At 42.8% G+C, this 13,539-nt stretch carries 10 protein-coding genes; 3 read left to right on the top strand and 7 right to left on the bottom strand.

Annotated features, from left to right (window positions below; genetic code table 11):
- The first annotated feature begins 324 nt into the window (after positions 1 to 324).
- Positions 325 to 1,293 carry an alpha/beta fold hydrolase gene (locus ACEN2L_RS13375; RefSeq protein WP_441744360.1) on the top strand — a complete coding sequence of 323 codons (969 nt, stop codon included), beginning with the start codon at positions 325 to 327 and terminating at the stop codon, positions 1,291 to 1,293.
- Here ACEN2L_RS13375 and ACEN2L_RS13370 read toward each other — a convergent pair whose 3' ends face one another.
- A complete protein-coding gene (locus ACEN2L_RS13370) occupies positions 1,294 to 2,817 on the bottom strand; it encodes a GAF domain-containing sensor histidine kinase (RefSeq protein ID WP_441744358.1) in 1,524 nt (507 codons plus the stop codon).
- A 345-nt stretch (positions 2,818 to 3,162) separates the two neighbouring features.
- Between ACEN2L_RS13370 and ACEN2L_RS13365 the strand changes: the two genes are divergently transcribed.
- On the top strand, positions 3,163 to 4,599 hold the full coding sequence (locus ACEN2L_RS13365; RefSeq protein WP_441744356.1) for an NAD(P)-binding protein: 1,437 nt from the start codon (positions 3,163 to 3,165) through the stop codon (positions 4,597 to 4,599).
- A gap of 14 nt (positions 4,600 to 4,613) precedes the next feature.
- Here the strand turns inward: ACEN2L_RS13365 and ACEN2L_RS13360 are convergent, their stop codons facing one another.
- The 5 genes from ACEN2L_RS13360 to ACEN2L_RS13340 form a co-directional block, all read right to left on the bottom strand.
- Positions 4,614 to 5,039 (bottom strand): ion channel, encoded by a 426-nt coding sequence (locus ACEN2L_RS13360; RefSeq protein ID WP_441744354.1) that lies wholly within the window; start codon positions 5,037 to 5,039, stop codon positions 4,614 to 4,616.
- Positions 5,040 to 5,167: 128 nt separating this feature from the next.
- Entirely contained in the window at positions 5,168 to 5,326 is a 159-nt protein-coding gene (locus ACEN2L_RS13355; protein WP_306021796.1) for a YqaE/Pmp3 family membrane protein, read from the bottom strand.
- A gap of 115 nt (positions 5,327 to 5,441) precedes the next feature.
- The gene (locus ACEN2L_RS13350; protein ID WP_441744352.1) at positions 5,442 to 6,059 is read right to left on the bottom strand and encodes a LysE family translocator; all 618 of its coding nucleotides are present in this window, start codon (positions 6,057 to 6,059) and stop codon (positions 5,442 to 5,444) included.
- A gap of 134 nt (positions 6,060 to 6,193) precedes the next feature.
- Positions 6,194 to 9,424, bottom strand: coding sequence for a glycoside hydrolase family 15 protein (locus ACEN2L_RS13345; RefSeq protein WP_306021798.1), 3,231 nt, complete (start codon positions 9,422 to 9,424; stop codon positions 6,194 to 6,196).
- A 518-nt stretch (positions 9,425 to 9,942) separates the two neighbouring features.
- Positions 9,943 to 10,734: a hypothetical protein gene (locus ACEN2L_RS13340; RefSeq protein WP_306021799.1), complete on the bottom strand. Its 792-nt coding sequence runs from the start codon at positions 10,732 to 10,734 to the stop codon at positions 9,943 to 9,945.
- A 346-nt stretch (positions 10,735 to 11,080) separates the two neighbouring features.
- On the opposite strand from ACEN2L_RS13340, the gene ACEN2L_RS13335 reads away from it, so the two are divergent.
- Positions 11,081 to 12,721: a methyl-accepting chemotaxis protein gene (locus ACEN2L_RS13335; protein ID WP_441744350.1), complete on the top strand. Its 1,641-nt coding sequence runs from the start codon at positions 11,081 to 11,083 to the stop codon at positions 12,719 to 12,721.
- A gap of 20 nt (positions 12,722 to 12,741) precedes the next feature.
- Here ACEN2L_RS13335 and ACEN2L_RS13330 read toward each other — a convergent pair whose 3' ends face one another.
- On the bottom strand, positions 12,742 to 13,518 hold the full coding sequence (locus tag ACEN2L_RS13330) for a substrate-binding periplasmic protein (protein WP_441744348.1): 777 nt from the start codon (positions 13,516 to 13,518) through the stop codon (positions 12,742 to 12,744).
- Positions 13,519 to 13,539 lie beyond the last annotated feature (21 nt).

Below are 13,539 nucleotides of genomic sequence, written 5' to 3'. Positions count from 1 at the left end.
GAATGTAACAAGGAATATGCAGTAATGACGCAACGAGCCAAGCTAGAATGTCGAACTAAAGCAGCACAGCAGAGCGAAAATCAATGTCCCCATTGGCCCAAGACACTCGTCAGTGCCGGAAACAGAAAAATAGTCAGTCAGAAACGCCCAGTTTTAGGCGAGCAGTATAACGAGGGCTTAAGTTATACCCTAAGAAAAGTGCGGCTTTTTAGGCTTTAAATGCGCTTAGAGCTAAAAGCAAATTTTGCCTAATCGGCATAAATATTTCGAGAATGTTGGCCAATGAGCTACAGTCTAACGCTTCATTAATGTTGTCGTTGTTCTATGATGAAAAAAATTCTGCGTTTAATTGGCTTGATGTTACTTGTGGTGTTGCTTGCCGCTTTTGGCTACCGGGTTGTGCATAATCAGCCTGACCGCTCTGTCGACGAGCTTAGCGCCCGTTGGGCACCATCGCCTTCGCAGTTTATTGATATCAATGGCTTGCAAGTTCATCTGAGAGATGAAGGGCCCCGTGATGATCCTGCACCGATTATATTACTTCATGGCACTAGCGCGTCCCTGCATACTTGGGACGGCTGGACACAGGCCTTAGTTGAACAGCAACATCGAGTAATTCGCTTTGACCTGCCCGGTTTTGGCTTAACCGGACCCGCTGTCGATAACGACTATCGTATTGAGTCTTATGCGCAGACGGTGATGAATGTACTCGATAGCCTCAATATAGAACAAGCCACCTTAGCCGGGAACTCCTTAGGTGGATATATTGCGTGGGCCACTGCCGTTCTGTATCCCAATCGCATTAAAAACTTAGTGTTAGTTGATCCTAGCGGTTATCCCTATGAATCCGAATCGTTGCCTTTGGCTTTTAAAATCGCTAAAACACCGATTCTCAATCAGATCATGCACGGCTTTTTACCCCGTTCGCTGGTCGCTAGCAGTGTTAGGAATGTTTATGGCGATCCAAGTTTAGTCAGTGAAGAACTGATTGATCGTTACTTTGAACTGACCACCCGAGCGGGCAATAGAGACGCCTTAGCCGAACGATTTAAACAAACTCGTCCAGGCGCGATGGTAAAACGAATGGCAGAAATTAAGGTGCCTACCCTCATTTTATGGGGCCAAAAAGACCGTCTCATTCCTGCGCACCTCGCCGAACATTTTCACCAGGCGATCAACAATAGTCAGGTGCATATTTTTCCACTTCTTGGTCATGTGCCCCAGGAAGAAGACCCACAACAATCCGTTGGTGTGCTGAGTAAATTTTTAGAAGAGCACCGCACAAGCCAGTAGTTAATTGGATCTAGCGGGTAAATCTAAAGGCAAGGTAATAATAAACTCACTGCCCTTACCTAAGGTACTTTTCACCTGAATATCCCCTTGCAACTTTTTTACCACCAGATTGTGCACAATGCTTAATCCAAGCCCGCTGCCACCTTGACCTCGTTTAGTGGTAAAAAACGGCGTGAATATTTTTTCAAGTATAGGTTCACTCATGCCAATGCCGTCGTCTGCCACACTAATACGCACACACTTTTGTGCATATAATACACTAGCGTGTAATTTGACGTGCCCCTGTTCTCGACCTTCGAAGCCATGAATAATACTGTTTTGGATTAAGTTACTAATAATTTGAAATATTGAGCCTGGATGAGTAACAAACTCACCGTTTTGTTCTACTTGATAACTAATCTCAATGGGGGAACGTTTGTAATTAGGACTAATGGTATGCATGATTTCTTTGATGTATTGCTGTAGGTTAATTTGGCGGTTTTCATTACTGCCAAGATCCACGGCAACAGATTTAAAATCTCGCACTATTTCACTCGCCCTTGTTAACGCGGTCATGCTGATAGATTGCAAGTCTTTGGTAGTGGTGAAATAACGTTGTAAATCGCTGCGCTTTAAACTGCTGTGCTCAAAGGCCTTAAGTGTTTGTTTTAAACTGTCTTCACAGGTTGAAATAGAGGTAATCGCTATACCAAGTGGGGTATTAATTTCGTGTGCAACGCCCGCGACCAACTCGTTTAACGCGGCGAGTTTTTCTGCTTCAATGAGCTGTCTTTGGGTATCTTTTAATTCAGCCAAAGAAATTTCTAATTTAGCGGTTTTTTCGGCCACCAGCTCCGATAATCTCTCTTGGTGTTCAGCCAATAATAGTTCAGTTTCTTTATGTTCAAATACGATAGCAGCAATGTGGGCTTGAACCTCAATGTATTCGAGATCGCGTTTTGAAGGTGTTTTACGTTCTTCGTAATACATCGCAAACGTACCGAACACCTTTCCCTCGGCATTATGAATTGGCTGAGACCAGCAAGCCCGCAAATTGGCATCTAGGGCATATTGCTTAAATGGTTGCCAATTGGCATGTGTGGCAATATCTTCCACGATAACTTGGGTATTATTAAAGGCCGCAGAGCCACATGAACCGACACCGTCACCAATCTCTACTCCATTAATGGCATCGATATAAGCTTGCGGTAAGGAAACTGAAGCCACGTGAAAAAGCTGATTGGTTTGCTTATCGAGGCGTAAAACCGAAGAATGCATATCAGGGTGTAGCAATTCTGCTTGTTCACATTGTAATTGCAAAATATCTTCAATATTGTTGCGTCTTGATAAGGCTTGCAGAATTTTATTACTGCTTAAAATGATTTGTTCGCGGTAAGCTTGAGAGTGTAATTGCGCCTCTAATGCTTTTATCTGCTGTTGAAGTTCAGCAACCGTCTCATTTTTAGGTGCTCGATTATCGGCTTGAGTATTAAGAGGGGGGATTTGGCTGATAATATCAGTTGGCTCAGCATGCTTAGAACTCATATTAATAGCCTCATTTTACAAACAGCAATTTCACCATGTGGCAAATAAGCAGCCACTTAGGTTTGAATTGCTCAATGCGCAAAACGTAAGTCATCATTTGCTCTATCAGACGAGTTTCGTATCGCGATAATACAGTGTCTTAGTGTGTTCAATCTTAGCCAGATTGTCAAAGCACTTTATAGATGGGGGTGCCATGCTTTTGTGTAGCAAAATATGTCCAGTTTAACCTTACGTGGCAAATAAGTAGCCCTTGATACTCAAGAAAGATTTTGCTCATGCCCTGTATCATTTTCTGCGCGTAGACGTTAATGTCGCTCAACCAGTACGTTAAAAAAAGCCCAAGAAATGCAATTTTCTTTGTCTGAAAAGTATACAGCCGACTATGTGATTATTGGCGCGGGAGCAAGTGGTTTGGCATTTGTTGATACGCTAATTAGTGAATCAAACGCCACGGTAATCATTATTGATAATAGACATAAACCAGGTGGGCACTGGGTTGACGCCTATTCATTTGTGACCTTACACCAACCTTCTGCCTTTTATGGGGTGAATTCTACAGAACTCAGTCAGGGCAGGATTGACCATGTTGGCTTAAATCAAGGCCTGAGTGAATTAGCCACAGGTGCCGAGGTTCAGGCTTATTACGATAATGTAATGCGAGATACCTTATTAGCAAGTGGCCGAGTGATATATCTGCCTCTGTGTGAGTACGTGGGAGAAGGACGAGTTAAGCACCTCATCACGGGCTTTGAATTTACGGTGCAATACCATAGAAAATTAGTCGACAGTACGTATTATAAAACCAGTATTCCGGCTACTCATCAGAGGCAGTTTGCGGCTGCACCTGAGCTAACAGTGATACCGCCTAACGCCCTTCCTACCGTGTTACATAATGCCGAGCATGGTTTTAGCCATTTCACTTTACTTGGTGGCGGGAAAACGGCAATCGATACCTGTCTATGGTTATTGCAAAACCAAGTTGCGCCGAGCAGTATTAGTTGGTTCATGCCCAGAGATGCGTGGTTTTTAGACCGTAAGAACACCCAACCCAGCGCCGAATTTTTTAGCGACTCTATTGGCGCACAAGCGAGTCAAATGGAGGCGATTGCGGACTCGACATCTCTGACTGATCTCTTTTTACGCTTAGAAAAAGCGGGCGTATTTCTGCGTCTTGATACGGGTGTAATGCCACAAATGTTTCACGGAGCGACGATTTCCCAAGCCGAATTAGCCCAGATAAGGCGGATTAAGCATATCGTGCGTAAAGGTCGAGTCGAATCCCTCAGTACGGCCGAGATTATTTGTACTCAGGGCACAGATTCGCCTACAGCTCACAGCCTATATATAGACTGCACCGCCAGTGCGATAACAAATTTAGCTGTCGAACCTGTTTTCCAAGATAAGATCATTAAACTGCAGACCGTGCGAGCTTATCAACCAACCTTCAGTGCGGCATTTATTGCGCATCTTGAATTATTGTTTGACGACAACGAGAAAAAAAATCAATTGAGTAAAGTGGTGCCATTACCGAACAACGTCAACGATTGGATAGAAATGACTTATCGAAATATGATGAATCAATTTTTCTGGTCTAAAGAGCCTGGACTAAAAGAGTGGATAAACAACCAACGGCTTGATGGTTTTTCACACCTGATTCGAGGCGTTAAATTTTACCATTTTGAAAAGTTAAAAATATTGAATCGTATGCGCAACGCTGCAAAACCAGCCATAACAAAATTAAAAATCTACCGAGAACTGCTTAGCTCAACCAAAAATTCATAGGTTGTTGCGTAGTCTTATAATGTGCTCCAATGCTTCTGCATCTCAAAATATAAAAACGATGCGGTCCACGTTATTAACACTAGCCCTGTTAACGATTCAATGCCGGTTAAATAGCGCAGATTTCCTATGGGCTCAATATCACCGAAACCGACGGTACTGAACACGGTAAAAGAGAAATAAGCACAATCCATTAAACTGCCATTAAAATTGCCTGTTAGCTTGCCCCAGCCCTCAGCGAGATTCATCAAGTAATAGGCTATGGCAAAAATCCAGATTTCTATGACGTGCGCGATCATGGCTCCGAATACGCCAAACACGATAGTGTAACTGTGTTTGATATTAAGACGAGGCATATACAAAACAATGCGATACAAAAACTCATAATGTACCATCACCACTATCGCCACAATTAAACTGTTAATAATAAACACAGAGAGCATTTATACCTCCTGAATGACCTTAGCACACACTAGATATATTCGGCGGTACTCGCTTGGCAACCTTAAATAATTAGGGGCGCCATGCTAACGATCATGGCGCTGAGTTTCAACGCCAGTAAAGCGTCACTTTATTTTGTGCATACCCACAAGGCATGAACAATGCCTGGAATGTAAAATAAGATACAAAGCAGAACGTTGATCAACAAATCTTTACCCACACCACTTTTTAGAAAAACCGCGATGGGTGGCAAAAATATCGCCAATATAATTAACACAAGTTTATTCATTTTATTTCTCTCTTTATGTGCAATAGCCGATATGACTAAACTCAGTATAACGATCACACATTGCTTTGCCTACGAGCAATCTATGACTGAGCGCATAATAACCCATTGCAATACTTCATCCGGCAATTAACCAAAGACCCACTCCAATTAATAGCGCCCCAGCGATTCGGTTTAACCATCGAATATTGTCGCCGCGATTGAGAAATAAACGTAATGATTTACCGCCGCTGGCGTAGGCAGTCATACACAAAAATTCACTGCACATAATGATGCCAACAAATACGCCTAACTGAATACTAATTGGCTTCTCGAGGCTCAAAAATGGCGGGAGCAAAGAAATCATAAACGCCCAACCTTTGGGATTCGCGATGGCTGTAATAAAGCCTTGAGAGACCAACGCCAGATTGCTCGGTGGTTTGTGCATATACTCATTGGTAATAGGCTGAGCTTTTGCGCGCCACATCATCACTCCCACATAGGCTAAATAGCCCCCACCAGCCCATTTGAATAGCATGAATATTTGCGGGAAGTTTAGCATTAATGTAGCGACCCCCATTACTGCAGCAATTGCGACTAACGCGACACCAACAACCTCACCGAGCATCATCCACAAGGTTCGACGCATGCCAACACTCATGCCCAGGGTCATGGCTAAGGTCATGCATAAGCCCGGAGTGATAGAGACAAAAAAGAAGGTAGGAATGAAGACCGCGAGAATAGACCAATCAGGCATAAAACATAACACTGCAGAGAAAGTAGCGCTTAAGTTTACTGAATTATTTAGTAGAATCTAGAAAAAAGAGCAAGGAGTTTGCCTTATGCAAACTCCCACAATACATCCACTACAGATAGTGTTTTCCATCTGGCTTAAGCTATTGGTTCACACTCATCTGATTGCTCCATCATATCAAGCCCACCAGTACGCACAGTAAGCAAATTACTTAAGGCTGAGACAATAAACGCACTGGTTTCTAAGGGGGATAGCGCATAGAAACATTCCCATGCGTGGCTCTTATATTCAGTATAGTTAGACGCCCTTTCAGGATATTGTTTTAAATAGGCTAAGTTAACAGCATGGCCAATTGCCACATCCACCACGATGGCTTCATCCACAATTAAGCTTGGATTTTGCGCAAAGAAGCTGGCGACTGCGGTAAGCGCTTCAATGGTCAATTGACGATATTCTGCAGCTTGGATATTGTTCAGCATGTGCTCAGTCAACAAAGCAAAAGCGGCTTCACCAGGAGTCATATCACTCAAGACTATACTGCTGTGAATACGGTTGCGTTTGTCCATTTTATTGCCAATCACCAAGCCTGTTGTATGGTGCAGTATCAACCATATTTGCTCGTTAAATGCAGCCGAACGGCGGTCAATAATACCTTGGTGTTGGCGCCATGCTAACCATCCGTCAACCGGTGTCACAAGTCGCTCTAGGCCTAAATTTTGTTGCCAATGTAGGGTGTCAGAGCTGCCTTTAGCGTGTAATTGCTCCATTTTTTGCGGTAGGTCAGCCAATGATTGGTAATTTTCTAACACCGCCTCTAGACGCTCTTGAATCACTGAAGGTGGCATGGCCATTAAACATTCATAGGCTTCATCAGGTGCCATATCATCAGCGCGAGCAATTTGACTGGTGAGCAGCATAATTAAATGGCTGACCCGAATAGTCAGTAATTCACTGAATAGCTCAGGACGAGCTTTAATTAATAATCCCAAACACAACAATACTTCTTGAGTTAAAATTTGGTCTCGGGCGTCTTCACGGCAATAGGTTTGAATTTTGGTAAGTAATTCATCATCTTGCAGCGGGCGAGAAATGAGAGAATCGTCACTATAGGAACGTCCTACCTGAATAATTTTTTGTGCTACCAGCAAGGCACTCACGGCTAAACCTAGATCACCATCTGATTTCCCTAACAGACCAGAAGCAGCACGCAGTACAGACCAGACTCGTAAACGACCTGCTTGACAATATACTTCTTCAATCAAATCACGTAATGAATACACTCCGCCGTCAATATCAACCAAAGCATCTAAATTTTGTAACTTAACCAAGGCTGAGAGCAAAGCAATTTGTTCAAAGATGTTATTGGCCTGGGCTAAACGCCCGATTAAAACCTGCGACTCACTGCACAAATCGATCTCAAGTGCTTGACTGGGTGACAAGGGACTATGCTTAGCACTAACATTGAGCCTACATGACGTGGCCAACATCTGCTCTAGGGGCATATCAGGCAAACTAAAGCCATGTAAATTACCAATTCGCTCTACGCTTGCGGTAGCAGAAAGTTGTGCCATTTTGCCATGTTTGACCGCTATACCATCAACCTCACCGCCTTCGACTTGTTTCATCAATTCGAAAAACGTCGTTCGGTCGGCATCAAGCAAGTTTTTAGTTAATAGCACCGTGACAGTGGGACGGCCCAACTCAGTCCAATTTCGCTGCAAGTAACGTAATTCACTTTTAAACCGGCGCACTAAAAAGTCGATATCGTAACTGAGGAAAAAAGCTTGCTGCATAAAAGAAGGGGTCAGACACACCACTCGCGACTTTTCTAACATGTAAATACGGCTAGTGGTTAAACTCTTAGGTACGCGATAGGTCCGTCCCGATAACCCCAGGCTGTCACAACGCCCCACTTGAGAGTGTACGTTGGCAATATCTTCTGGTCGACAGACTTGAACAGGGGCAATATCACTGAGCGTTTCCGTACTCACTCCAAAGGTGGCCAACTCTTCCTGCAACGCTTGGTCTTCAGCCAAAAATATAAGCTGCACCACTGGTTGTTTTAAAGGTTGAGCATGACGACGTCCTAAGGGGTCTAAATCGCCAGGTCGTAACAAGCCGTCTTCTAGCATCGCCCCCAATAAAAACAGGCTTTGCGCCCATACCAAGGGGACGTTTTCGTTTGGCAATCGGTCTTGTGAGCCGGGATTTTTCTTTTCAAGCTCTATGGATTCTAGTGGGACATAATACAGTTCTGGTAATAGCAGGTAACCATCCTGTTCAACTAACACAGCGTCTAAACGGGCTCGGTAGTGATCAATTTGAGTGCGGTCTTCACGGAATATCGCATCAAGATAAAGATAGGCATAAAATAAGGGCCACTCTGACTCTATGTGTTCAAACTGCTTTAATTCTTGTTCTTCATAATGCAGGCGGGCTTCGTCTTCCAATTCGGTTTGGTGGCCGTCACGTAAAAAGCGCTTTAAGCCATAACGGCCTTCTAACTTGCTAATAATATCGTTACGCACTTTATTGGCAAGCTCAGAGTCAGGAACGGTAAAGGCCGGAAATCCAATAACACTGAGTAATGCCGCGTCAATTTCTTTGGTATTTGACTCTCTGGGTAACATGGCGGTTAGCGTAATGTTTGCCTGAGCAATGTTGTCAGGAATAACATGGAGTACTGAGCTTTGTGAGCCTTTAGCGCCAAACAAATTAAAGCCTGATAAAGCCTCAAGTGCTGCTTTTGCCATCCCTAATGAACTGGCATTTAATTCGACACTACCGCTATTAGATTTAGCGCCACGCTCCCAAATACCGTAATCTGGGGTGCGGTACGCCCGTTCGATGTAATAGACCAAATTCTGCACAAAGCAGACTTCTTCATCAGTCCAAATAATATTCAAGCCAGAGGTGATCATTTGGGTCATCATCAACAAAAACACGGATGTCGCATCTATTTGTAAATGGCCCCACTCATCGTCTGCCACCACATTTTCACCGGTGGCGGTGTCGTATTTAGCATGCAATGAATCGAGCGGGCTGCGACTTTTTTTAAAGGCCTCTACTTTTGCTGATTGACTCATCATTGAACGTAACAAGCCGCGCATCAGCTTAACGGTGCGCTGCTCGAGTTCAACGCCTCGTCCGCCATCATTATCAAGCTGGCGGTAGGCTAAGGCTAAACCCCATACAGCCAATATACTGTATACGTTATCTCTGACCCACGCGTCTTGGTAATTACCGTGATTAGTTATGGCGGTACTGGCTGGCAACAACCCTGATATAGGGTGCTGTTTGTCGATAATGACCGATTTAATCTGCCTGTAATACGCATCTAGGCTGGTTGTTAATTCTATGTCTCGCATAATTTATCCTGTTTACTAGCAAATGGGATGCAAGAAAAAAGTGGCATCCGAAGAGTGTGTTATCACAAGTTTGTGACAGAGCTTACTTTGTTGAAAAATCACCTAAATCTAAAATGGGTTCAGCAAAGTACGCGCCACTTAGTCCCATTAATTAAAAATAAAAACGGGCTTTGTAAAATTCCATGTAATTGGCCAATTTAATTTCAATTTTTGCATATCTGGAGCGGATAATAGCAAAAAGAATAACTTAATCGTATAAGTTAATATAAGTAAAACCTATATTTTTGAGCAACAAGCCTGATATCTGCACACTTTGAGGGCATAAATAAGCTCCGTTTATTCTAGGTGGATTTCATGAGGTAAGTAAGCAGAGGAACAGGCGTTAAATAGCATTACTGGTGGGCGCTGAACGAAAAAGTGACAAACGCATGGGTAAAATATCCCCGCAACTAGCCTAAGCATAACAAAGTAATATGCAGGTTTGCCTAGGCTAGCGGGGTAATAATATGTGTTAAAATTTATAACTTTTTGCTGATCCTGAAACGCAGATCCGTATCTGCTGCTTTATCTGTAATACCAAATAAAACCCCAGCAAACACTTGCCAACCCTCTTTACCTACTGCTCTTTGAAAGAATGGACCTATAGCGTGATTTTGATCTTTAAAATCTTGGATATCAGAGGTTCTACCGTAACTATTGTAGAGCTCGACCCCGATATCCCCGTAATTGGATTTCTTCCATACACTGCCCCTTGTAGCAAGGCCCACACCGTCAGCTGCATTTGAGCCAAATTGCACGCTCGTCATCGCAACAAGTCGAGCATTCCAATTATCTTGTAATTTAAACTGATGCATCCAGTTCACCCCAAACTGATCCGCCCGTCCAGCATCACGGTAGCGTAAATCAAAACGCAAACCGGTTTTGTAGGTGTCGGTACCTTGCAACTCCCACGTTAACTCACCTTGAATAAAGTCAAAATCGTTGTCTGATCGAGCAGTTTTGCGCGCTTGAGCCAAAATGCGCCACTGAAAATCACCGTTGATGGCTTGCTGGTAGTGGATCCTATGGGCAAAACCAACTTCGCCCGCAGCATTGTCAGGGTCGATACCGATACGATATTCAAACGAACGGTGGCCGTCGTTGACTACAGGTCCAAAAACGCCCCCAGTGTTGTCAGCTAAAGCAGAAAAGAAAAACAGACTTAGAAATAAGCCCAACAGCATTTGAGCCAGTTTGTTGATATTAAGCATAGAAATATTCTTTGCAGTACAACAGGTATTACCCTCTACAGTTAATTTATTTACGCTCATTACACTACCTCTACTCACAGAATTACCAAAAGAATTTGCAGCTTAGTACAATAAATCAAGTGACGCTAGCAACAGAAATAAAGCTCTCAATAAAGTCTGTTTATTGTGTTTTTAGCTTTTATGTTCGTTGCAATTTTTGAATTATTAACATATACCAAGTGTTGAAAAACACTTCGTTGCCGATACAAAGATATTCAACTTGATCGTATTTTGCATCATTTAGAATACGCTCAATTCGCAGTAACGAGGACACAACGAAGGGACTTGGACAATGCTACTTTTGCTAAATATCACACTGGCAAGATTATAAAATTTACCAATTATACCGATGTAAGGGGCTGTATCCGTGAATATCAACGATTTATCCATCCGCTATAAGTTTGCTATACCCTTGTTAGCCATTACGTTTATGCTAGTGCTTATCAGTGGTTTGAGCCTGTGGTCAAACAGCAATTTAACGCAAAATACGGAGCGACTTTCTGGTACCTTTCTTAATTCTATTGAAGCAGCGTTAAACGCAGACAGAGATCTTTATCAAGCCTTAACCGCCAGTCAAAACTATTTGATGAAGAAAAATCATGGGCAAATTGACACCGCTGATGATTTGCAAGATTTTAATGACAATGCGAAACAAGCTTTAGATCGGATGAATAAAACCAGAAGCTTGTTAAAGGACTACCCGCAGATAGAACAATCAATTACCTCGTTTGAAAGTGATTACAACCGTTGGCTAACATCAGCAAAAAGTGTGTTTACTTTGGCTGATCAGGGGCAGCTTAAAGAAGCGTCAAACAAGCTTAGTAATGAAGTGATGGCGGATTTTGAGCGACTCAGAGAAAACTACGATGTGATGGGGAGCAAAGCCAAAGAAGTCGCTGATCTAATCACTGAAGAGGCCAAACAGGCAAGTTCAAATCAGCAAATAATCCTCAACCTTCTTATTTTAATATCATTGATTGTATGTGTAACCAGTGTGGTTATTGGTCCGAGATTGGTTACAACACGTGTAAGTGAACTGAATAACGTGATTAAAACCATCAGTGAAGGTGAAGGGGATTTGCGCTCACGTCTAGACGCAAAAGGTAAAGATGAATTGGCTACGTTAGCGGGCACATTTAACGGAATGATGTCTAAGCTACAAGCCTTAATTGTTGATGTCAAAGATGATGCTGTAACCCTCAATCAAACCGTTAAAGACTTAGATAGTTCAGCTAAACAAAATCAATCGATATCGCAAGAGCAATCAATTAACTTGCATCAGATTTCAGACGCCCTTAATCAGATGGGTCAAGCAATCCACGAAATAGCCCGAAGTTCACAAACGGCACAAACTGAAACAGAAGCCGTGAAACAAAATACGATTGCATCAACAAAAGTGGTGGATGAATCGGTAGCGACTATCACGCAGCTATCTAAGGCAATCTCTCATGCTAAAGAAGTTATTGCTAAACTTGCCACTGAATCAAATCAAATTGTTAAGGTGTTAGATGTTATTCGCTCTATTGCTGACCAAACTAATTTGCTTGCACTGAATGCTGCAATTGAGGCTGCTAGAGCCGGCGAACAGGGCCGAGGTTTTGCGGTAGTGGCAGATGAAGTACGTACCTTGGCAAGCCGCACACAAAAATCAACCGAAGACATTCAAAAAATGATTGCTGGTTTAGAAAAAGGCGTAGAAGAAGCGGTGACTGCCATTACCAGTGGCGCATCTCAAGTAGAGGGCGTGGTAGACATGTCGCAAAAGCTGCATGACGCCTTAGAAATAGTAACGGTCTCAGTCACTACAACAACCGGCATTATTTTCCAGATAGCAACAGCTACCGAGGAACAAAGTGAGGTGGTGGATGACATCAACCGCACGATTGGTTTGTTAAATGGTTTATCAGAAAAAAGTAACGATGTGGTTAAACAAACAAATTCTGTTGCGTCCAATATTTCGAAGCTTGCTCATGGTTTAAATAATAATGTAGGGCGGTTCAAGGTTTAGATTTAACGCAAAAGGACAAGTCAAAAAACAAGGATGTTGTTACGTATTTCACTGGTCATATTGTATTTTTGAGCCAACTTAGTTTGCCACTGCTCTGAAATATTTTGCAGTTCACCATTTTTAGAAATCGTTTTAAAGGCTTGTTGCCAGTTTTTCACCAAGGTTGGATTAGAATATTTTGACATCACAATATATACCGGAGCCATATTAACCGTGTAAACAGGTGTGAAATCCCCCAGCCTAAATCCTAACGTATTTGCATGGAATCGTAAGCCTTGCTCATCATAGACAATGGCATTTACTCGCCCTAGCTTAAGCATTTGAATATTTTGTTTGTGCAAGGTCACAGAGTTTAAATTTTTGAAATGACGATTAATTAACCACTCTTCTCTGACGTCACCTCGCACCACACCGATATTTGCCAAGACTTTAAGATCGTCAAGTGTGTCGATATTCATTGCAACACCACTCAAGGCATAGACTTGCCATTTTTTGACCATCACTTGGGCGAGCCAAAAATAGTGATGCTCACGGGAAGGTGTTCTAGAAATACCAATTAAGATCACGTTGGGTTCACGTGCCATGATAGTGAGCGCCCGCCCTTCAGGAATAAAGAGGATTGGTGTGGTGTTACTCAATTCTTTTTGCATGGCTTTTACAATCGCCAGCACGTAACCATCTTGCTGCTCATATTGATTGATGTAAGCGGCTGGTGGCTCATCTACAGCGTATATTCTTAACTCTTGTGCCGTAGGACTTGAAAAATGAAAGAACAGAACAAAAAGTAAATATCTCAAAGGTTCGCTCCAGAGCTGAGA

Origin of the sequence: Flavobacterium sp. W21_SRS_FM6 (assembly GCF_052119645.1) — a bacterium.
Taxonomy (GTDB): domain Bacteria; phylum Pseudomonadota; class Gammaproteobacteria; order Enterobacterales; family Alteromonadaceae; genus Paraglaciecola.
This window is presented reverse-complemented; position numbering and strand designations above follow the sequence as displayed.